This is a genomic window from Streptomyces sp. NPDC005004, from assembly GCF_053600675.1.
In genome coordinates this window covers 56290-75979 of sequence record NZ_JBSGAH010000006.1, presented here as the reverse complement: position 1 = coordinate 75979, position 19690 = coordinate 56290, and the positions used below count along the sequence as shown (strand labels likewise).

The 19690-nt window shown below is 71.5% G+C and carries 20 protein-coding genes; 7 read left to right on the top strand and 13 right to left on the bottom strand.

Annotated elements, in window-relative coordinates; genetic code table 11:
- Positions 1 to 38: 38 nt before the first annotated feature.
- Entirely contained in the window at positions 39 to 812 is a 774-nt protein-coding gene (locus ACWEEU_RS10020) for an SDR family NAD(P)-dependent oxidoreductase (RefSeq protein WP_385741663.1), read from the top strand.
- Positions 813 to 1593: 781 nt separating this feature from the next.
- Here the strand turns inward: ACWEEU_RS10020 and ACWEEU_RS10015 are convergent.
- From ACWEEU_RS10015 to ACWEEU_RS09985, 7 genes are all read right to left on the bottom strand, one after another.
- Entirely contained in the window at positions 1594 to 2244 is a 651-nt protein-coding gene (locus ACWEEU_RS10015) for a contact-dependent growth inhibition system immunity protein (RefSeq protein ID WP_451730596.1), read from the bottom strand.
- Between the two features lie 35 nt (positions 2245 to 2279).
- The gene (locus tag ACWEEU_RS10010; protein WP_451730593.1) at positions 2280 to 3560 is read right to left on the bottom strand and encodes an RNase A-like domain-containing protein; all 1281 of its coding nucleotides are present in this window, start codon (positions 3558 to 3560) and stop codon (positions 2280 to 2282) included.
- The gene (locus ACWEEU_RS10005) at positions 3557 to 3910 is read right to left on the bottom strand and encodes a hypothetical protein (protein WP_451730590.1); all 354 of its coding nucleotides are present in this window, start codon (positions 3908 to 3910) and stop codon (positions 3557 to 3559) included. The genes ACWEEU_RS10010 and ACWEEU_RS10005 overlap by 4 nt, the downstream gene beginning before the upstream one ends.
- A 160-nt stretch (positions 3911 to 4070) precedes the next feature.
- The gene (gene groL, locus ACWEEU_RS10000) at positions 4071 to 5699 is read right to left on the bottom strand and encodes a chaperonin GroEL (RefSeq protein WP_385741651.1); all 1629 of its coding nucleotides are present in this window, start codon (positions 5697 to 5699) and stop codon (positions 4071 to 4073) included.
- Positions 5700 to 5817: 118 nt separating this feature from the next.
- Positions 5818 to 6126: a co-chaperone GroES gene (gene groES / locus ACWEEU_RS09995; RefSeq protein WP_018543953.1), complete on the bottom strand. Its 309-nt coding sequence runs from the start codon at positions 6124 to 6126 to the stop codon at positions 5818 to 5820.
- 279 nt (positions 6127 to 6405) lie between these two features.
- The gene (locus tag ACWEEU_RS09990; RefSeq protein ID WP_451731004.1) at positions 6406 to 7137 is read right to left on the bottom strand and encodes a hypothetical protein; all 732 of its coding nucleotides are present in this window, start codon (positions 7135 to 7137) and stop codon (positions 6406 to 6408) included.
- A 95-nt stretch (positions 7138 to 7232) separates the two neighbouring features.
- Complete coding sequence (locus ACWEEU_RS09985) at positions 7233 to 8156, bottom strand: polysaccharide deacetylase family protein (protein ID WP_451730587.1); 924 nt, start codon at positions 8154 to 8156, stop codon at positions 7233 to 7235.
- A gap of 90 nt (positions 8157 to 8246) precedes the next feature.
- On the opposite strand from ACWEEU_RS09985, the gene ACWEEU_RS09980 reads away from it, so the two are divergent.
- Positions 8247 to 9425 (top strand): THUMP-like domain-containing protein, encoded by a 1179-nt coding sequence (locus ACWEEU_RS09980; protein ID WP_451730584.1) that lies wholly within the window; start codon positions 8247 to 8249, stop codon positions 9423 to 9425.
- 6 nt (positions 9426 to 9431) lie between these two features.
- On the opposite strand, the gene ACWEEU_RS09975 is transcribed toward ACWEEU_RS09980, so the two are convergent.
- Positions 9432 to 10460, bottom strand: a complete 1029-nt coding sequence (locus ACWEEU_RS09975) for a LacI family DNA-binding transcriptional regulator (protein WP_385741642.1) — start codon at positions 10458 to 10460, stop codon at positions 9432 to 9434.
- A gap of 140 nt (positions 10461 to 10600) precedes the next feature.
- Here ACWEEU_RS09975 and ACWEEU_RS09970 point away from each other — a divergent pair, with 140 nt between their 5' ends.
- The 4 genes from ACWEEU_RS09970 to ACWEEU_RS09955 all read left to right on the top strand — a co-directional run bounded on the left by ACWEEU_RS09970 (position 10601) and on the right by ACWEEU_RS09955 (position 16085).
- On the top strand, positions 10601 to 11902 hold the full coding sequence (locus ACWEEU_RS09970) for an ABC transporter substrate-binding protein (RefSeq protein ID WP_451730581.1): 1302 nt from the start codon (positions 10601 to 10603) through the stop codon (positions 11900 to 11902).
- Positions 11899 to 12774 carry a carbohydrate ABC transporter permease gene (locus tag ACWEEU_RS09965; protein WP_385741636.1) on the top strand — a complete coding sequence of 292 codons (876 nt, stop codon included), beginning with the start codon at positions 11899 to 11901 and terminating at the stop codon, positions 12772 to 12774. The genes ACWEEU_RS09970 and ACWEEU_RS09965 overlap by 4 nt, the downstream gene beginning before the upstream one ends.
- 31 nt (positions 12775 to 12805) lie before the next feature.
- The gene (locus tag ACWEEU_RS09960; RefSeq protein WP_385741719.1) at positions 12806 to 13672 is read left to right on the top strand and encodes a carbohydrate ABC transporter permease; all 867 of its coding nucleotides are present in this window, start codon (positions 12806 to 12808) and stop codon (positions 13670 to 13672) included.
- Between the two features lie 94 nt (positions 13673 to 13766).
- On the top strand, positions 13767 to 16085 hold the full coding sequence (locus ACWEEU_RS09955) for a beta-xylosidase/alpha-l-arabinosidase (protein ID WP_451730578.1): 2319 nt from the start codon (positions 13767 to 13769) through the stop codon (positions 16083 to 16085).
- Positions 16086 to 16307: 222 nt separating this feature from the next.
- Here ACWEEU_RS09955 and ACWEEU_RS09950 read toward each other — a convergent pair whose 3' ends face one another.
- Genes ACWEEU_RS09950 through tsaB form a run of 4 tightly spaced genes read right to left on the bottom strand, consistent with a single transcriptional unit; the run spans position 16308 to position 18808 of the window.
- Positions 16308 to 16562 (bottom strand): hypothetical protein, encoded by a 255-nt coding sequence (locus ACWEEU_RS09950; RefSeq protein ID WP_451730575.1) that lies wholly within the window; start codon positions 16560 to 16562, stop codon positions 16308 to 16310.
- Complete coding sequence (gene tsaD, locus ACWEEU_RS09945) at positions 16559 to 17656, bottom strand: tRNA (adenosine(37)-N6)-threonylcarbamoyltransferase complex transferase subunit TsaD (protein ID WP_385741628.1); 1098 nt, start codon at positions 17654 to 17656, stop codon at positions 16559 to 16561. Before tsaD ends, ACWEEU_RS09950 begins: the two co-directional genes overlap by 4 nt.
- Positions 17649 to 18134 carry a ribosomal protein S18-alanine N-acetyltransferase gene (rimI, locus tag ACWEEU_RS09940; RefSeq protein ID WP_385741716.1) on the bottom strand — a complete coding sequence of 162 codons (486 nt, stop codon included), beginning with the start codon at positions 18132 to 18134 and terminating at the stop codon, positions 17649 to 17651. Before rimI ends, tsaD begins: the two co-directional genes overlap by 8 nt.
- Before the next feature lie 17 nt (positions 18135 to 18151).
- Positions 18152 to 18808: a tRNA (adenosine(37)-N6)-threonylcarbamoyltransferase complex dimerization subunit type 1 TsaB gene (gene tsaB / locus ACWEEU_RS09935; RefSeq protein WP_385741626.1), complete on the bottom strand. Its 657-nt coding sequence runs from the start codon at positions 18806 to 18808 to the stop codon at positions 18152 to 18154.
- A gap of 114 nt (positions 18809 to 18922) precedes the next feature.
- Here tsaB and ACWEEU_RS09930 point away from each other — a divergent pair, with 114 nt between their 5' ends.
- On the top strand, positions 18923 to 19483 hold the full coding sequence (locus ACWEEU_RS09930) for a hypothetical protein (RefSeq protein WP_451730571.1): 561 nt from the start codon (positions 18923 to 18925) through the stop codon (positions 19481 to 19483).
- 19 nt (positions 19484 to 19502) lie between these two features.
- Here the strand turns inward: ACWEEU_RS09930 and ACWEEU_RS09925 are convergent, their stop codons facing one another.
- The gene (locus tag ACWEEU_RS09925; RefSeq protein ID WP_385741620.1) at positions 19503 to 19676 is read right to left on the bottom strand and encodes a hypothetical protein; all 174 of its coding nucleotides are present in this window, start codon (positions 19674 to 19676) and stop codon (positions 19503 to 19505) included.
- Positions 19677 to 19690 lie beyond the last annotated feature (14 nt).

The following is a 19690-nucleotide window of genomic DNA, read 5'->3' as shown; positions in this document are numbered from 1 at the left end:
CGACGTGCGCCGCCCGGCCGGGTCACTACCCTTGGGCCATGACAACGGCTCTGATTACGGGATCGACCGCGGGGATCGGCGCCGCGTTCGCGCGGCGGCTGGCGGCTGACGGGCATGACCTCGTCCTGGTGGCGCGCGACACCGGGCGGCTGCGGGAACAGGCGACCGAGCTGCACGACCGGCACGGCATCGAGGCGGAGGTGCTCACCGCCGACCTGGCGGACGACAAGGGCATCGAGACCGTCGCCGAGCGCCTCGGCGACCGCCGCAACCCCGTCGACCTGCTGGTCAACAACGCCGGTTTCGGCAACAAGGGCCGCTATCTCGACGTCTCCATGGCCGACGAGCTGCGGATGCTCAAGGTGCACTGCGAGGCGGTCCTGCGGCTGACCTCGGCGGCGACGGAGGCGATGCGCGAGCGCGGGCGGGGCGGCGTGGTGAACGTCGCCTCGGTGGCGGCCTTCCTCCCGCGCGGCACGTACGGCGCCTCCAAGGCGTGGGTCGTGCAGTTCACCCAGGGCGCGGCGAAGGACCTCGCGGGCAGCGGCGTCCGCCTGATGGCCCTGTGCCCCGGCTTCGTCCGCACCGAATTCCACGAGCGCGCCGGCATGGGCACCGACAACATCCCCGGCTGGATGTGGCTCGACGCCGACAAGGTCGTCGCCGAGGCCCTCGAAGACCTCTCCCGCGGCAAGACCCTCTCCATCCCCGACCCCCGCTACAAAACCCTGATGGGTCTGGCGAAGGTCGCGCCCCGGGGGCTGCTGGGGACGCTCAGCGCACGGACGGGGCGGAAGTACGGGCCGCAGTGAGGCGAGGCGCCGAGGAGCCTCGCCGGTGAGGTGCGGACGCGTGCCGCTCCGTCCGTCACCGGCGTGCTCCGTGCCCGCACCGGTCGCACACCGCTGCCGATTCGTGAGGTCGCCAAGGCAGCGGTTCGGGACGGCGGTCCCACCACCATCCGTGCGTGATGGCGGCGCTATCGGCACCGGTCGCCTCATCGCAGAACAGGCCGGCGGTGTCGCCGACGGTCATCTCGGCGAAGCGGGCGTCCAGGGACTCCAGCGCGGCTGCTTACTCAGGGAGTTGAGCTCTCATGCGTTCCAGCTTGTCCCGGGCTTGCAGGCGCTCCCGGTGGGACCACTTCGGCGATACGGGCGACGGTGACGTGAGGAAGCCCCGCGACGGCCGATTCGACCCTGTCGATCGTGAAGCGGGGTTCCTCCTCCTCGCCGGACTCGTACTGACGAGCCCGCGTCACGAGCCCGGCCCCGTGGCGAGCCATTACGCGCTCGGCGGCATCTCCTCTGCGGGAAAGAGGACGACAGCATCCGCCGCCCGGGCGAAGGCGCCGGCCGAGTCCCGCGCGCTGTAGCGCAGTTGGACAGATTCCTGAACGTAGACGTCCAAGGACGTGGAGACACCCCCCGCAACCCGCGCCATCTCGCACAGCACCGAGGCATCCCAGTTCCAGATTCTGGTCGGTGTCCTCGTCGGCGACGTCCTAGTCCTCGGCACTCGGATGCAGGCACCGCGCCAACGCGGTGATGACGCCGCCGATCGCCAGGGGCTCCACGGTGAGGAAGTTGTACGTCATGACGAGCGATGCCTGATGATGTCCCGGATGTCGGTGAGCCACCGTCGCAGCGAAACGCCGCCGGGTGGGTAGACCTGGAGTCCGAGGATCTCCGTCACATGGTCGAGTTCGTCATCCGTCTCGACCATGGCGAGCAACGACTCGATTTCGCGCGCCGTTTCGGAGACGGCGTCCGCCGGGTTTGCCGAGAAGTAGTCGTCCAGAGCTTCCCCGTGCGATCCGTAGAACCGTGAGAAGTCCTGGTGGAAGTGGGCGGCCAGAAGATGCCGAAGCTCGGGGAACCGCTTCCGCCACTCCCAGTCCGTCCGAGGCACAGAGGAGTGCTGATGTGTTCCGCCTTCTCTGATCCGCCGGAGATGGGAGCGGACCACGGCAAGGCACTGCTCAACCGTGCGGCCCGCGGGAGGATTCACATGAGGCAGGAGGTCCACATCATCAGCGATTTCATCGCTGAACAGACCGGTCTCCAGCAGGTCGTCGATCTCGGCGATCACCCGGTCCAGCGCCCCGGGCGTACGCAGCGCCTGACGCATATACGCGTGCAGAGCCGGGCCGGGTTCCTCGGCGGTGTCGGTGAACGTGTTGCCTGCGAAGGCGTAGGAGCTGAGCAGATCGTGGAGTTCGGGGAAGCGTTCGCCCTCCTCCATGGAATCCTCCGGTCGAGTCATGGGGGGTTCTGGCCTCAGGCTTTCGGGAAGGAGGTATGAATACGGTAGCCGCTCGGCATCTGGGGATCACGGCGGAGAAGCACGAATACCCGGTGAACGTCGTGAGGCCCGGTGCCGCGAACGAAGTCCTCTCGGGACAAGCTTCGCCCGGTGGTCTCCTGACCGAAGTCGCATTCGAGCTCCAGGTCCCGCTTGGTCCCCTTCTCCAGCCAGCGCTTCACCGCGGCTTGTTCCTTGAGCATGACCCGGTCTGTGAGATCCTGTGCCGACTCCTCGCTGATAAAACTCGAGCTTCCTTTGATTTCTTTTTCCTGCCGCAACCGGGTTCTCAGCTGTCGGTCGGTCTTCTCCACATGCTTGGCCAAGGTGTGGGATTCGGTCGGGCTCCCCTTGCCTTCGTCGCCCGCGAGATCTGCTCGGTACTTCGGTTTGACCGGTCCTCTTCGCTTGCTGCGCGGCCACGCATTCGGCTCTCCGTCTCCCGTGATGAGCAGACCGAGATCGTCGAGAGCCGGGCCCGCACCGCCGGCCAGGGCGGGCTCGGGGCCGAAAGAGGGTACCGGCACACCGCCGAGAAGTTCGGTGACGCCCCCTGCGTTGCGCACGGCTCGAACAGTGGCTCCGGCACCGCCGAGGCCACCGCCCAGCAACGCGCCGTAGACCCCGGCCTCGTGAGCCTCAGCCAGATCGAGCCCGCCCTTCTGCTCGCCCACCGCCATGGAGACCGGCTGAGTGACGGCGAGGTTCACGGTGACGGATTCGATGCCGCCGAAGGCGGCGGTCATGAAGGTGGTGGCCGCGATGGTGGCGATCTCCTCGGTCACCGCTACGCCCAGGCCGGCGGCGACCTCCGTGACCGTGGCCGCGGCGGCCACTGCCGCGCCTTCCGACATGCCGGCGGTGAACACGGCCAGAGCGGTACCGGCAACGAGGGTGGCGCCGACGATCTCCAGTTCGTGTTCAAGCTTATTCTTGGCCGCGTGCACGGTGTCCGCGTACGCGTCCAGCCCCTTGGCCATGGCGCGGGCGGCTTCGGCCAGGTCCTTCAGCCAGCCGTGGCCGTCATGATGGTAGCGACGCCAGAACGGGTCGGCGAAGGCGGAGATGGCCTCGCCCTTGTTGTTCTCGATCAGTGAGCCGGCCGCCCTGTTGGCGGCAGAGGTGACGTCGTCGACGTCGTCGGCGAAGGACCGCCACGCCTTGGCCGCGTCCCGCAACCCGTCCTCGTCGGCGTCCGGCCACCACATCCCCGTCATGTCCTGGACGACCTTGCGGGCCTTGTCCGCGACGCTCACTTGCCGTCGCCCTTGTCGTCGTGTCCGACCCGGACGCGGCTGAACATGCCCCGGATCAGCTCTTCGTTGTCGACGTGCCCGTCGGCCATGTCCACCATGGCCTGGTGAATGCTCGCCAGACCGTCGACGAGGATCCGGGTGGCGTGCTCCATCTTCTTGACGTGCGGGCCGTACAGCTTGTGGAACCGCTCGCCCTGCTCGTCGTGGCCCCACGGTGTTCCGGCCGCGGCCAGCCCGTGCTTCAGCTTGGTCAGAGCATGCGCGAGGGCAACGCTCTCGTGGTGGAAACGAGGCGCCGTCGATTTGATGTCAGCGATCTTGATGTCGAGTATCTCGCCGCTCTCACCCATGACTTGGACTCTCCCCCTCCACCGACTGCACGGGTGTTCGACCCTAGCGGCCAGTCTTGCTTCGCTGTCGCGATGACCGCAAAGGAAGAGCAAAGGTCCGACAACGCCGAGGCCCGGCGTCCCCGTGGGGAGGCCGGGCCTCAGTGGTGGTGAGGGTGGGTCAGTGGGAGTGACCGTGGCCGTGGCCGTGACCGGCGGCGGCCTCTTCCTCTTCCTTCTTCTCGACGACCAGGGTCTCGGTCGTCAGGAGGAGGGCGGCGATGGAGGCCGCGTTCTCCAGGGCGGAGCGGGTGACCTTGACCGGGTCGATGACGCCGGCCTTGATCAGGTCGCCGTACTCGCCGGTGGCGGCGTTGTAGCCCTGGCCCTTCTCCATGTCCTTGACCTTGGAGACGATGACGTAGCCCTCCTGGCCGGCGTTCTCGCCGATCCAGCGCAGGGGCTCGACCACGGCGTTGCGGACGACCGAGACACCGGTGGCCTCGTCGCCGGACTTGCCGAGGTTGTCGTCGAGGACCTTGGAGGCGTGCACCAGGGCGGAGCCACCACCGGAGACGATGCCCTCCTCGACCGCGGCGCGGGTCGCGGAGATGGCGTCCTCCAGACGGTGCTTCTTCTCCTTCAGCTCCACCTCGGTGGCGGCGCCGACCTTGATCACGCACACGCCGCCGGCCAGCTTCGCGAGGCGCTCCTGGAGCTTCTCGCGGTCCCAGTCGGAGTCCGTGTTCTCGATCTCGGCCTTGATCTGGTTGACGCGGCCCTGGACGTCCTCGGACTTGCCGGCGCCCTCGACGATCGTCGTGTCGTCCTTGGTGACGGTCACGCGGCGGGCGGAGCCCAGCACGTCCAGACCGGCCTGGTCGAGCTTGAGGCCGACCTCCTCGGAGATGACGGTGGCGCCGGTGAGGACGGCCATGTCCTGCAGCATCGCCTTGCGGCGGTCGCCGAAGCCGGGGGCCTTCACCGCGACGGCGTTGAAGGTGCCGCGGATCTTGTTGACCACCAGGGTCGACAGGGCCTCGCCCTCGACGTCCTCGGCGATGATCAGCAGCGGGCGGGAGGCGTTGGTCTGGATGATCTTCTCGAGCAGCGGGAGCAGCTCGGTGATCGAGGAGATCTTGCCCTGGTTGATCAGGATGTACGGGTCGTCGAGGACGGCCTCCATACGCTCCTGGTCGGTGACGAAGTACGGGGACAGGTAGCCCTTGTCGAAGGCCATGCCCTCGGTGAAGTCCAGCTCCAGACCGAAGGTGTTGGACTCCTCGACGGTGATGACACCGTCCTTGCCGACCTTGTCCATGGCCTCGGCGATCAGCTCGCCGACCTGGTCGTCCTGGGCGGACAGCGCGGCGACGGCGGCGATGTCCGACTTCTCGTCGATCGGACGGGCCGCGGCGTGCAGGTCCTCGGAGACGGCCTTGACGGCGGCGTCGATGCCCTTCTTCAGGGCGGCCGGGGAGGCACCGGCGGCGACGTTCTTCAGGCCCTCGCGCACGAGCGCCTGGGCGAGCACGGTGGCGGTGGTGGTGCCGTCACCCGCGATGTCGTTGGTCTTGGTCGCCACCTCCTTCACGAGCTGGGCGCCGAGGTTCTCGAACGGGTCCTCGATCTCGACCTCACGGGCGATCGTGACACCGTCGTTGGTGATGGTGGGCGCGCCGAACTTCTTGTCGATGACGACGTTGCGACCCCGGGGGCCGATCGTCACCTTCACCGTGTCGGCCAGCTTGTTGACGCCGCGCTCAAGGGCGCGACGGGCGTCCTCGTCGAACTTCAGAGTCTTCGCCATGACAGCGGTAGCCCTCTCGAAAATCTGGGTGGATGTGACCGCGCCCCCGGCCGCCCGGCTTCCTCTCGGTCGCGGGGGCCAGGGGCGCAGCGGGGAAGCAGAGACTGCTTCGGGTGAACTACTTCTCGATGATCGCGAGAACGTCGCGCGCCGAGAGGACGAGGTACTCGTCGCCGTTGTACTTCACCTCGGTGCCGCCGTACTTGCTGTACAGCACGATGTCGCCGACCTTGACGTCGAGCGGCAGGCGCTCGCCGTTCTCGAAGCGGCCCGGGCCCACGGCGAGGACGGCGCCCTCCTGGGGCTTCTCCTTCGCGGTGTCCGGAATGACCAGGCCAGAGGCCGTGGTCTGCTCGGCGTCCAGCGGCTGGACCACAATGCGGTCCTCGAGCGGCTTGATGGCAACCTTGGAGCTGGCGGTCGTCACGATCCGACCTCCCCCTTCTGAGATCACACGGGGTTGACTGTCTGAGGTGGCGACCAGGTGGATCCGTCGTCGCGGGTGCCGGACCTGCCCGTCGCTTTGTTGGCACTCTCTGCTGCCGAGTGCCAGAGCCGAGACTATGACCGGGGTTAGCACTCGGTCAAGCGGAGTGCCAATTGCCGTGCGGCGCGTCGGCGATGTCGGTGCGGGAGTCGCGTCCACCGTTTCGGTCGCTGCACCTCCAGGCCCCCGCCCGGACGGACCGCGAGCGAGCGGAGCCGCCTACAGGTAGTCCTCCAAGTGGCCCACCGTCAGGCCGCGTTCCTGCACCTTCCGCAGCAGTCGCGCCGTCTGCTCCCCCAGTTCCGTCGCCGGACCTCGCGCCGGGCCCACTCGGACGACGTCGCCCGGGAGGAGGGCGTGGGGGCCTCTCGTGTAGGCGACGCCCGTCGGTGTGACCGTCACGCGCCAGAGGACGAGTGCGGTGATGCCGCAGTGGGCGGCGGCGCGGAGGGTGGTGTGGTCGTAGGTGCCGTGGCGGGGGCGGAGGAGGTGGGCGGCGGGGCGGGTGCAGAGGGCGGCGCGCTGGCGGGTGTAGGGGAGGCCGGGGAGGGTGCCCCGGCGGGGGGCCCGGTGCTCGACCGTCGCGCCCGCCTTGCGGAGGGCCGCCTGGTGGACGGTGGTGAAGACCGTGACCGGGAGGTGGAGTTCGCGGATCAGGGTGGCCAGGCGGGGGTCCTGGCCCGCGCCGTCGTCGTAGGTGAGGAAGACGACCTTGTCGGTGGTGGGGACGCGGTCGACGACCGGGGGGAGGGGGCCGGCCGTGCGGGTGGTCGCCGCGTGGTGGGGGGCGGCGGCGAGGGGGGCGGACAGGCCCCAGTGGCGGTAGGCGCGGTCGGCGCGGACCACGGGGCGGTGCACTCCCTCGGCGGCCTTCTTGCCGAGGCGTTCGATGGGGTCGACGGACTGGGCGCAGCCGGTCAGGAGCGCGACGGTGGCCAGTACGGCGCACAGCGCGGCGCGCGCGCCCGCGCCCGCGCGCCCGGACCCGCCTGCGCGCCTCGTCGAACGTCCCGGCGCCCGCCGCGTCCGTCCCCGCCCCCCGTGGCTCACAGGTAGTCCTCCAGGCGGGCGACCGCGTAGCCCTCGGCCGTGACCTTGTCGAGGAAGCGGCGCATGTCGTCGACCATGGTGCCGTTCCACTCGCCGGGGCCCCGGAAGTGGGTGAGGACGATGTCGCCGCGGCGCATTCGGCGGTCGTCCTCGCGGTACTCCCAGTGGTCGACGTAGACCTCTTCGTTCCAGATCGGCGCGTACTCGATGCCGCACGACTTGGCGGCGCGCAGGGTGTCCTGGTTGTAGTCGCCGTAGGGCGGGCGCAGCACGGTGGGGCGCTTGCCGAACTGCTTCTCCATGATGTCCTGCATCCCGCAGATCTCGTGGCGCTGCTCCTCGTAGGAGAGGCCGGGGAGATAGGGGTGGGTCAGGGTGTGGTTGTCGAGCGTGTTGCCGTACGACCGCATCGTGCGGAAGTAGCCGTAGTCGTCCTTGACGAGGTAGTTGCTGAGGAAGGCGGTGTACGGGATCTTCAGCTCCCGCATCATCTCCAGGAACCTGGGGTCCTTCTCGGCGCCGTCGTCGATGGTCAGGAAGACGACCTTCTGCCGCGTGGGGACGGTGGTGAAGACCGGGGGGAGGTCCCAGTCGTCCTGGTGGGCTACCTCGAAGCCGGCGCGGGCGGTGATCCTCGGCTTGACGCGGGGCGGCGCGGGCGGGGCGACCGGGACCTGCGCGAGACCCCACTTGCGGGCGGCGGCGGCCATGCGCTGCTGTTCGGCGAGGCGGGCGGCGGCCGCGTCCCGGGGCTTGGCGGGGCCGCCGTGTCCGGCGGGGGCCTTGTGCGGGGCGGCGCTGTCGCCGGGGCCCGCGCAGCCGGTGAGGACGGCGGCGGTGGTGAGTGCGGCGGCGGCGCAGCGCAGGGCGGCCGCACGCAACCGCGCCCGACTTTTATCGTTTTGTACGACGGCTCGCATGATGCCGGATCTTGGCAGGCCGGAGCCCCGTGACCGGCCCGACACCGCCGTCGGAGGCGTACGGTCCACCGACTGGCCCACAATGAGCCGGTGAACGACCAGCTCTCCTCCTTCCACGCCCTGCGCACCGACGAGGGCCGGGCCCTGCTCGACGAGGTCCGCGGCACCGCACCGGCCGACGAACTCGCCGTCGCCACCCGGCTGCGCCGCACCCACCCCGTCGAGCTGGTGTCGGCCGCGCTCGGTCAGGCCCGGCTGCGGCAGCGGGCGGCGGCCAAGTTCGGGGCCGAGGACGCGGAGCGGATGTTCTTCACGCCGAACGGGGTCGAGCAGTCGACCCGGACCAGCGTGGCGGCGTACCGCGCGGAGCGGATGCGGGCGCTCGGGGTGACCTCGGTGGCGGACCTGTGCTGCGGGATCGGCGGCGACGCGCTCGCGCTGGCCCGTGCGGGTATCCGGGTGCTCGCCGTGGACCGCGACCCGCTGACGGCGGCGGTGGCGCGGGCGAACGCCGAGGCGCTGGGGCTCGACAGCCTGATCGAGGTGCGCGAGACGGACGTCACCGAGGTGGACACGGCCGGGTACGACGCGGTGTTCGTGGACCCGGCGCGACGCGGCGGCCGGGGCCGCATCTTCGATCCGGAGGCGTACTCACCGCCGCTGTCCTGGGCGGTCGCGGCGGCCCGTACCGCCCCGCGCGCCGCGTTGAAGATCGCCCCCGGCATCCCGCACGAGGCGGTCCCCGCCGAAGCCGAGGCGGAGTGGATCTCGGACGCCGGAGACGTGAAGGAGGCGGTGCTGTGGTTCGGCACCGGCGCCCCGGGCGGCGTCCGCGCCACCCTGCTCCCGGGTCCCCGCAGCCTCGAAGGCCGCGGTCTGCCCGACCCGGCCGTCCGCCCCGTCGGCCGCTACCTCTACGAGCCCGACGGCGCCGTCATCCGCGCCCACCTGGTCGCCGAGGTCGCCGAGGACCTGGCCGGCGGCCTCCTGGACGAGACCATCGCCTACCTCACCTCCGACACCCTGCGCCCCACCCCCTACGCCACCGCCTACGAGATCACCGACCAGCTCCCCTTCAACCTCAAGAAGCTGAAGGCGCTCCTCCGCGAACGCCAGGTCGGCACCCTCACCGTCAAGAAGCGCGGCTCGGCGGTCGAACCGGAAGAGCTCCGCCGCAAGGTGAAGCCACAGGGGCCCCACTCCGCGACGGTGTTCCTGACCCGGGTGGCGGGAGCGCCGACGATGCTGATCGGGCATCCGGCGGCGTAGCCCGGCTCACGCCGGCGGCGCCCCCGTGCTCGACCGCACCACCAGGCTCGTCGCCAGTTCCACGCGGGTGGAGGCGGGAGCGGAGTCCGCGCGGCCGAGGTCGAGGACCAGGCGGGCGGCGGCTTCGGCCATTTCGGTCAGGGGCTGGCGGACGGTGGTGAGCGGGGGGCCGACCCAGCGAGCGACGGGAAGGTCGTCGAAGCCGACGACGCTGAGGTCCTCGGGGACGCGCAGGCCCAGTTCGCGGGCGGCTTCGTAGAGACCGAGAGCCTGGAGGTCGTTGCCCGCGAAGACGGCGGTGGGGCGGTCGGGGGCGCGCAGCAGCTCCAGGCCCAGGCGGCGGCCGGAGTCGTGGTGGAAGTCGCCGGCCTTGATCAGGGCGGGGTCGACGGGCAGCCCCGCGGTCTCCAGGGCGGCCCGGTAGCCGTCGAGGCGGGCGCGGCTGCACATCATGCGGGAGGGCCCGCTGATCGCACCGATACGGGTGTGGCCGAGGTCGACGAGGTGCCGGGTCGCGGCGAGGCCGCCCTGCCAGTTGGTGGCGCCGATGGAGGGCACGTCGGCCCCCGGGTCGCCCGCCGGGTCGAGGACCACGAAGGGGATGCGGCGGCTGGTCAGCAGGGCGCGCTGGGAGTCGTCGAGGTCCGACAGGACCAGGATCACGCCGTGCGGGCGGCGCCCCGCGACCTGGTCGGCCCAGGTGCGGCCGGGGGTGAGCCGCCCGGCGCTCTCGGAGAGCACCACGCTCAGCCCCGCCTCCCGGGCGACGTTCTCCACGCCCCGGATGACCTCCATCGCCCAGGCGCTCTCCAGCTCGTGGAAGACCAGGTCGATCAGCGGCGAGCGGGTGGCCTCGGCCCGTCTGCGGCGGTAACCGTGCGCGCGCAGCAGCTCCTCGACCCGGGCACGGGTGGCCGCGGCGACGTCCGCCCGCCCGTTGAGCACCTTCGAAACAGTCGGAGCCGACACCCCGGCCTCCCGGGCGATCTCGGCGAGCGTGGCGCTCTGCGCCGTTCCGTTCTTCGTCGGCTTCATGGCCGCGATCGTATCTCTGCGCGACCTCTTGACGGGCTCCGTCGGGCGTCTTACGTTCCCGGAACATTCGAGTTGTCTTTCGAAACATTCGAAGGCTTTCGCGGAGTCATCCGCGAACGATCCGTGAGGGGTGCCCGTTCATGGAGACCTACAGCAGACGCTGGTTGCTCGGCGCCGGTGCCGCCACTCTGGCCGCCGGGCTCACCGCCTGCGGTTCCGGCGGCGACTCCGGCGCGGACGGCACGCTCACGGCGTTCGTGTACGGCGACGACGCGGCGAAGGTGCAGGCCGCGGCGGTCTCGCGGTTCAACTCCTCGGCCGCCGCCCGCAAGACCAAGGGCCGGGTCCACCTGGAGAAGGTGCCCGGCGCGGAGTACCCCGCGAAGCTGCGCACCGCGATGGGCTCCCCGAACGCCCCCGACGTGTTCTTCAACTGGGGCGGCGGCTCCATCAAGGCGTACGAGGAGGCCCACCAGATCCTGGACCTGACCGGCACCATCGCCTCCGACCCGGTCCTGAAGAAGGGTTTCCTGCCCTCGGTCCTCGCCGCCGGCGCGCTCGGCGGGCGCGAGTACGGCATCCCGATGCGCGGTATGCAGCCGGTGATCCTCTTCTACAACAAGCGCCTGTTCGCCGAGCACAAGCTGAAGCCGCCCACCACCTGGGACCAGCTCCTCGACACCAACGCGAAACTGAAGAAGGCGGGGATCACCCCGTTCGCCCTCGGCGGCGCGGACATCTGGCCCGAACTCATGTGGCTGGAGTACCTCGTGGACCGCATCGGCGGCCCCAAGGTCTTCGACCGGATCAAGAACGGCGACTCGGCGGGGTGGGGCGACCCCGCCGTCCTCAAAGCCGCCAGGACCGTGCGCGAGCTCATCGACGACGGCGCCTTCGGCAAGGGCTTCAGCTCGGTCGCGTACACCAACGGCGGTGCCCCCGCCGCCTTCGCCAAGGGCAAGGCGGCGATGCACCTGATGGGCTCGTGGGAGTACTCCACCCAGCTCGGCAAGTTCCCGGACTTCGCCAGGAAGGACCTCGGCTGGTGCCCCTTCCCGGAGTTCGAGGGCGGCGCGGGCGACATCCGCAACGTGGTCGGCAACCCCACCAACTACTGGTCGGTGAACGCCCGTACGAGCAACAAGGACGCGGCGCTCGCCTTCCTCCGCGACTGCGCCTCCGAGCGCTACGCCAAGGCCCTGATCGCCAACGGCGACATCCCGGCCACCTCCAACGCGGCCGACCTCCTCGACGCCTCCCCCAACCCGGAGTTCGCCCGCTTCCAGTACCGCATGGTCCAGAACGCCCCCGCCTTCACACTCAGCTGGGACCAGGCGGTCGACCCGAACGCCTCGACCCCGATGCTCACCGAGGTCAACAAGCTGTTCGTCGGCAAGTCGTCGCCGGAGCGGTTCGTTTCGGCGCTCAAGGAGCTGAAGTGAGCGGCGCGACCAGCGGATCGGCCACGCGGGCCGGGCGCCCCCACCCCTCCTGGGCGCTGCCCGCCGTGCTCTTCTTCGGCTTCTTCGCCCTCCTGCCCATGATCCTCGCGTTCTGTCTGTCCTTCACCACCTGGAACGGCCTGGGCGACCCCCGCCCGGCCGGTCTGGCCAACTGGCACAAGCTGATCGGGGACGACCGGCTGACCCAGTCCCTGACCGCCACCGCCCTGCTGACGGTGGCCAGTTGGGCCTTCCAGACGCTCGCGTCCCTGCTCCTGGGCGTCTGGGCGGCGGGACGGCAGCGCAACCGGGCGGTCCTGTCGGCGATCTTCTTCGTGCCGTTCCTGCTGTCCTCGACGGCGATCTCGCTGCTGTTCTACGCCCTGCTCGACCCCAACTTCGGCATCGTGCGCGGCGACACGCTCGGCTCGACCTCCGGCGCGTTCCTCGCGCTCGTCTTCGTCGGCGGCTGGCAGTTCATCCCGTTCCACACGATGATCTACCAGGGCGGCGCGCGGCAGATCCCCGACGTGCTCTACCAGGCTGCCGCGATCGACGGCGCCGGACGCCTGCGCCGGTTCGTCTCCATCACGCTGCCCCAGCTGCGCAACACGGCGACGACGTCGAGCGTGCTGATGATCGTCGGCTCGCTGACCTACTTCGAGACCGTCCTGATCCTCACCCAGGGCGGCCCCGGCACGGACACCGCGATCCTGCCGTACCTGATGTACGAAGCGGGCTTCAAGAGCTACGACTTCGGCTACGCCAGCGCCGTCGCGACCTTCCTCGTCGTGGCCGCCACCGCGCTGTCCCTGCTGCTGATCCGGCTGTCCGGCTTCGGCGCCATGCGCAGCACCCGCGAAGGAATGTGACGCCGTGGCCCCCGACACCCTCACCCCGCCGGTGAAGTCCCCCGCACCCGCGAAGCCGCCCCGGCCGCCGCGCCGCCCCTGGACCCGCCGCGCCGACCCGCTGGCCGGACTCGGCTCGGTGATCTGGCTGGCCGTCGTCATCGTCCCGGTCTACGCGATGATCTCGCTGTCCCTGACCGGCCAGGACGAGGCGCTCGGCCACAACGCCCTGCGCCCCCCGCACCACCCCACCCTGGCCAACTACGACACCGTCCTGCACAGCGGCTTCGGCCACTTCCTCGCCAACACCGTGCTGGTGGCGGCGGCCGTCGTCGCCATCGTCCTGGTCCTGTGCGTGCCGCTGGCGTACGTCGCCGTCCGCACCCGGGGCTTCTGGTCGGGCGCCGCCTTCCGGCTGTTCCTGCTCGGTGTGGCCATCCCCGCACAGGCCGTGGTGGTCCCGCTCTATCTGATGATCGCCAAGCTGAACCTGTACGACAGCCTGCTCGCGGTCGTCCTGCCCACCGCCGCCTTCGCGATGCCGGTGTCGGTCCTCGTCCTCACGGGCACCCTGCGGGACATCTCCGAGGAGCTGTACGAGGCGATGGCCCTGGACGGCGCATCCCCGGCGCGGATGCTCTTCCAGCTCGTCATCCCGCTGGCCAGGGGCGGTATCGGCACCGTCGTCGTCTACGCGGCGCTCCAGGCGTGGAACGGCTTCCTCTTCCCGCTGATCTTCACCCAGTCCGACGGCCCCCGGGTCCTCACCCTGGGCCTGTTCACCTACGTCAGCCAGTTCGGCGTGAACATCCCCGCACTGCTCGCCTCCGTCGTCCTCTCCGGCATCCCGGTGTTCGCCGTCTACCTGGTGGCCCGGCGCGCCCTGGTCGGCGGCCTGATGGGCGTGGGCGGCAAGTGATCCCTCGCAGCCCCCGCCCGGAGCCCCTCCCGTAGCTCTCCCGTGGCCCCCTCGCGCACGGCGTCCCCTCGTACGACACCCCGACAGGAGTTCCATGACCACCGCCCCCTGGCGCGACCCCGCGCTGCCCGCCGCCGACCGCGTCGCCGACCTGCTGTCCCGGATGACCCTGGAGGAGAAGACGGCCCAGTTGTACGGCGTGTGGGTGGGCGCGGATGCGGAGGGCGGCGAAGTGGCGCCGCTCCAGGGCGAGATGAGCCGGGTGCCGGACTGGGACGGGCTGATCGCGCACGGACTCGGCCAGTTGACCCGCTCGTTCGGCACCGCCCCCGTGGACGCGGCGGCGGGTGCCCGTGCGCTCGCCGCCGCCCAGCGTCGGATCGCCGCGGCCGGCCGCTTCGGCATCCCCGCGCTCGCCCACGAGGAGTGCCTGGCCGGCTTCACCGCCTGGGGGGCGACCGCGTACCCGGTGCCGCCCGCCTGGGGTGCCTCCTTCGACCCGGAGCTGGTGGAGGAGATGGGCCGCAGGATCGGCGCCGACCTGCGCTCGGTCGGCGTCCACCAGGGGCTCGCCCCGGTCCTGGACGTGGCGCGCGATCTGCGCTGGGGGCGGGTGGAGGAGACCATCGGCGAGGACCCCTACCTGGTCGGCACGGTCGGCGCCGCCTATGTACGGGGTCTGGAGTCGGCCGGGGTGGTCGCCACCCTGAAGCACTTCGCCGGGTACGCGAGCTCGGCGGGCGCCCGCAATCTGGCGCCGGTACGGGCGGGCGTCCGCGAGCTGGCGGACGTCGTGCTGCCGCCGTTCGAGATGGCGCTGCGCGAGGGCGGCGCGCGGTCGGTGATGGCCGCCTACACCGAGACCGACGGCGTCCCGTCCTCGGCCGACCCGGAGCTGCTGACCGGGCTGCTGCGCGAGGAGTGGGGCTTCACCGGGACGGTGGTCGCGGACTACTTCGCCGTCGGCTTCCTGCGCACCCTGCACCGGGTGGCGGCCACGAAGACCGAGGCCGCGCATCTGGCGCTGGTCGCCGGGATCGACGTCGAGCTGCCCACCGTGGACTGCTACGGCAGCGACCTGGTCGCGGCGGTACGGGCCGGGGACGTGCCCGAGTCGCTGGTGGACCGCGCGGCCCGCCGCGTCCTGCTCCAGAAGTGCGAACTGGGACTGCTGGACGAGGACTTCACTCCGGAACGCGAGGGACAGGTGGACCTGGACCCGCCCGGCAACCGCGCCCTGGCCCGCCGCCTGGCGGAGGAGTCGGTGATCCTGCTGGCCAACCCGGCAGGACTGCTCCCCCTCTCCCGCACCGCCCGGATCGCGGTGGTGGGTCCCCGCGCCGCCGACCCGCTCGCGATGCTCGGCTGCTACTCCTTCCCCTCCCACGTCCTCCCGCACCACCCCGACGTGCCGCCGGGCATAGAGATCCCGACGGTCCTGGAGTCGCTGCGCGCCGAACTACCGGACGCGGAGGTCAAGTTCGCGGAGGGCTGCGGGGTATCCGACCCGGACACCTCCGGCTTCGCGGAAGCGGTCGCCCTCGCGTCGGACGCCGACGTGTGCGTGGCGGTGCTGGGCGACCGGGCGGGCCTGTTCGGGCGGGGCACCTCCGGCGAGGGGTGCGATGTGGCGGACCTGGAACTGCCGGGCGTGCAAACGGGGTTGCTGGACGCGCTGGTGGCCACGGGCACTCCGGTCGTCCTGGTCCTGCTCACCGGCCGCCCCTACGCGCTGGGCCGCTGGGAAGCCCGACTCGGCGCGGCGGTACAGGCGTTCTTCCCCGGCGAGGAGGGCGGCACGGCGGTCGCCGGAGTGCTCTCGGGCCGGGTCAACCCCTCGGGACGCCTCCCGCTGAGCGTCCCCCGCGACCCCGGCGGCCAGCCCTGGACCTACCTCCAGCCACCGCTGGGCCTCCCCAGCGAGGTCAGCGCCCTGGACCCGACGCCCCTCTTCCCGTTCGGGCACGGGCTGTCGTACACGTCGTTCGCCTGGGGGGAGTTCAGCGGCACCGAGCCCGTCGAGGTCGGCACGGACGGGACGTACGACCTCGCGCTGAGCGTGCGCAACACCGGGGAGCGGGCGGGCGCGGAGGTGGTGCAGCTCTATCTGCACGATCCGGTGGCCTCGGTGACGCGGCCCGACGTGCGCCTGGTCGGTTACCGGCGGCTGGAGCTGGAGCCGGGCGAGGAGCGCCGGGTGAGCTTCCGGTTCCATGCCGACCTGGCGTCGTTCACCGGCCGGTCGGGCAGCCGGATCGTCGAACCTGGGGCGCTGGAGCTGCGGCTGGGCCCGTCGAGCGCCGAGGTGCGGCACACCGCGCACGTGACGCTGACCGGGCCGGTGCGGCTGGTGGGCCCGGACCGGGTGCTGCGCTGCGAGACGGCGGACGCGCGGGTGACGCCGGCCGGGTGAGGGAGAACGGCGAAGGCGCCCCGGTCGAGACCGGGGCGCCTTCTGATCTGAGCGCCGGGCAGGCCTTGCACCTGCATTTCCCCGCAGGAAGCGGGGCGTCTTTCCTTGGACCACCAACGCCTGGCGTTCTGACCGGAGTTGTTCCGGCCCGTTCGCTCTGTGATGATCATAGCCAAAGATCGCCGCCGAGCGCCAGTCCTGCCGGCGACACCCCGAACCGGCTCAGTCCTCCACCGGTTCGAACCGCCACCGGTGCACCGGCCGCGACACCAACCCCGCCGCCGGATCGGGCAGTTCCGGCACGTCCGCGTCGTACGCCGCGTCCCACCACGTGATGACCAGCACCCGCTCCCCCGGCGCCCGGAAGGTCTCCCGGCGCAGCGGCACGGCGGGCAGCTCCTGCCCGCGGGCCCAGGCGAGCAGCTCGGCGCCCCGGCCGTCGGCGGCCCGCGCCTCCCACATGAGGGCGACGCTCACGAGTACAGGTTCTCCTTGCTGACCTCGTGGACGTGGTCGTGGCTGTGCCCGGTGCCCGGCACGTGCGGGTCGGTGACCGGCAGGGAGGAGTCGGCGGACAGGTCCCAGTCCGAGGCGGCCCGGTTGCGGGCGACCATCTCGGCGCCGAGCGCGGCGACCATCGCGCCGTTGTCCGTGCACAGCTTGGGACGCGGCACCCGCAGCCGGATGCCCGCCGCCTCGCAGCGCTCCTGGGCGAGCGCCCGCAGCCGGGAGTTGGCCGCGACACCGCCGCCGATCATCAGGTGGTCGACGCCCTCGTCCTTGCAGGCGCGCACGGCCTTGCGGGTGAGCACGTCCACCACGGCCTCCTGGAAGGAGGCGGCCACGTCACGGACGGGCACCTCCTCGCCGGCCGCCCGCCTGGCCTCGATCCAGCGGGCCACGGCGGTCTTGAGGCCGGAGAAGGAGAAGTCGTAGGCGGGGTCGCGGGGACCGCTCAGGCCGCGCGGGAAGGCGATGGCCGTCGGGTCGCCCTCGCGGGCGTAGCGGTCGATGACCGGGCCGCCGGGGAAGCCCAGGTTCAGCACGCGGGCGATCTTGTCGAACGCCTCGCCCGCCGCGTCGTCGATGGTGGCGCCCATCGGGCGGACGTCGGAGGTGATGTCCGAGGACAGCAGCAGCGAGGAGTGGCCGCCGGAGACCAGCAGGGCCATGGTCGGCTCGGGCAGCGGGCCGTGCTCCAGCTGGTCCACGCAGATGTGCGAGGCGAGGTGGTTGACGCCGTAGAGGGGCTTGCCGAGGGCGTAGGCGTACGCCTTGGCGGCCGAGACACCGACCAGGAGGGCACCCGCGAGGCCGGGGCCGGCGGTCACCGCGATGCCGTCGAGGTCGCGGGCGGTGATGCCCGCCTCCTTCAGCGCGCGGTCGATGGTCGGGACCATCGCCTCCAGGTGGGCGCGGGAGGCGACCTCGGGGACGACGCCGCCGAAGCGGGCGTGCTCGTCGACGCTGGAGGCGACGGCGTCCGCCAGCAGGGTGGTGCCGCGGACGATGCCGACGCCGGTCTCGTCGCAGGAGGTCTCGATGCCGAGGACGAGGGGTTCGTCAGCCATTGATCTCGGTTCCTTGTACGTCTTCCAGGGAGGAAGAGGGGTCGGTCAGGCGCATCACCAGGGCGTCCACGTTGCCCGGCTGGTAGTAGCCGCGCCGGAAGCCGATGGGGGCGAAGCCGAAGCGCTCGTAGAGCTTCTGGGCGCGGGTGTTGTCCACCCGGCACTCCAGCATCACCTCGGCGCACTCGAAGGCGGTCGCGGCCCGCAGCAGCTCGGTCAGCAGCCGGGCGCCGAGGCCGGTGCCCTGCTGGTCGCGGGCGACGGCGATGGTCTGCACGTCGGCGAGGTCGCCGGAGGCCGCGAGTCCCGCGTACCCGACGATCCGGCCGTCCGGCGCCGAGGCGACCAGATAGCGCCGGGTCGCCTCCGGACCGCGGGAGTGGGCCAGCTCGGACCAGAACATGCCTCGCGACCAGGCGTCCTCGGGGAACAGGTCCTTCTCCAGCTCCAGGACCCGGTCGATGTCCCACCAGCGCATCTCGCGCAGCTCAGCGGTCACTTCGGCGTGACCACCTTGTAGTTCTTCGGCACCTGCGCGTCCGGGCGGCGCAGGTACAGCGGCCGGGGCTCCTCCAGCTCCTCGCCCCTGGCCAGCTTCTCGGCGGCCAGGGAGGCCAGCGCGGCGGCGGAGACGTGCTCCGGCTCGTGGACCTGCGGGAAGGTGTCCGGGTAGAGCAGCGCGCCCGCGCCGACGGCGGGCAGACCCGCGACGCGCTCCGCGATGTCGGCCGGGCGGTCCACGGCGGGCCCGGTGAGCCGGGTGCGCGAGTCGGCGTAGGTCGCCCAGTAGACCTCCTTGCGCCGGGCGTCGGTGGCCACGACGAAGGGGCCCTTCTCGATGTCGGCGGCGTAGGCGAGGCCGTCCAGGGTGCACACGCCGTGCACGGGGACGCCGAGCGCGAGGCCGAAGGTGTCGGCGGTCATCAGACCGACGCGCAGGCCCGTGTAGGGGCCGGGCCCGGTGCCGACGACGATGCCGGTGACGGCGTCGAGCTTGACCCCGGCGGCGGCGAGCACACGGTCGACGGCGGGCAGCAGCAGCTCCCCGTGGCGGCGCGCGTCCACCTGGCCGGACGAGGCGACGACGTCCGTGCCGTCGTGCAGGGCGACGGTGACGGCGGGGGTGGCGGTATCCAGAGCGAGCAAGAGCACGCGAACAGCCTACGGCGCCCGCGGCTCGCGCACGCCCGCCCCGGACGGACGGTCACCGACTGCTACGGTCTGTATGAAGTACGACATATGGGCACGAAGCGAAGGTGGTCCCACGTGGCAGGCACCAGCTCGGGAATCGTGGCCGGTCTCACCGCGGCCGCCCTCGGCACCGTCGCCCTCCTCGCCTGGCAGGCGCAGGCCACCGTGCCGCCGGGGCTGGCCGGCTCCAAGGCGAGCGCCTCCCCCTCCGCCGCCGTGAAGGCCCCGCGTGACCGCCGCCATCCGACCGCGCTGCCGAGGAACTCGGGCAAGGGCGAGCGGGTCGTGTACTCGGTGGACGACGACCGGGTCTGGCTGGTGGACGACCGGGGCCGCGTGAGGCGCACCTTCCGGGTGCGCCCCGGGCAGGTGGACCCGCGGCCCGGCGCCTACTGGGTGACCTCGCGCTCCAAGCAGGTCACCGGCACCGACGGAGTGCTCGTCGAGCACGTGGTCCGCTTCGCGACACGGAACGGTGTGACGATCGGCTTCAGCGCCGCGGCCGACGACGATCCGGGGGAACCCGACGCCGACACCGGCTCGGTGAAGACCGGCGGCATCCGCGAGACCCGGCCGGACGGCGACGCCATGTGGCGGTTCGCGACGATCGGCGTCCCGGTGACGGTGATCCGCTGACTCCCCCGTCGTGAGGCGGTTACGCCGCCTCGCGGTGGTCCGGAGCGCGCTCGGCCGGGTCCGGGGCGGCAGGCGGGGTGGAGACCGCTCTCGCCGCCGCGCACGAGGCCAGCAGGTCGCGCATGGACACCTGCGAGGTCACCGGGGCGAGCCCGGACCGCTCGGGCCGGGCCGTGGGACGTGGAGCGGACATGACGCCTCCTGAGC

Excerpts from the sequence above, each read along its gene's own strand:
- ACWEEU_RS10020 (WP_385741663.1), top strand. The coding sequence starts at position 39 with ATGACAACGGCTCTGATTACGGGATCGACCGCGGGGATCGGCGCCGCG.
- ACWEEU_RS10015 (WP_451730596.1), bottom strand. The coding sequence starts at position 2,244 with ATGGAGGAGGGCGAACGCTTCCCCGAACTCCACGATCTGCTCAGCTCC.
- ACWEEU_RS10005 (WP_451730590.1), bottom strand. The coding sequence starts at position 3,910 with ATGGGTGAGAGCGGCGAGATACTCGACATCAAGATCGCTGACATCAAA.
- groL (WP_385741651.1), bottom strand. The coding sequence starts at position 5,699 with ATGGCGAAGACTCTGAAGTTCGACGAGGACGCCCGTCGCGCCCTTGAG.
- ACWEEU_RS09985 (WP_451730587.1), bottom strand. The coding sequence starts at position 8,156 with ATGCGAGCCGTCGTACAAAACGATAAAAGTCGGGCGCGGTTGCGTGCG.
- ACWEEU_RS09975 (WP_385741642.1), bottom strand. The coding sequence starts at position 10,460 with ATGAAGCCGACGAAGAACGGAACGGCGCAGAGCGCCACGCTCGCCGAG.
- ACWEEU_RS09970 (WP_451730581.1), top strand. The coding sequence starts at position 10,601 with ATGGAGACCTACAGCAGACGCTGGTTGCTCGGCGCCGGTGCCGCCACT.
- ACWEEU_RS09955 (WP_451730578.1), top strand. The coding sequence starts at position 13,767 with ATGACCACCGCCCCCTGGCGCGACCCCGCGCTGCCCGCCGCCGACCGC.
- tsaD (WP_385741628.1), bottom strand. The coding sequence starts at position 17,656 with ATGGCTGACGAACCCCTCGTCCTCGGCATCGAGACCTCCTGCGACGAG.
- rimI (WP_385741716.1), bottom strand. The coding sequence starts at position 18,134 with ATGCGCTGGTGGGACATCGACCGGGTCCTGGAGCTGGAGAAGGACCTG.
- ACWEEU_RS09925 (WP_385741620.1), bottom strand. The coding sequence starts at position 19,676 with ATGTCCGCTCCACGTCCCACGGCCCGGCCCGAGCGGTCCGGGCTCGCC.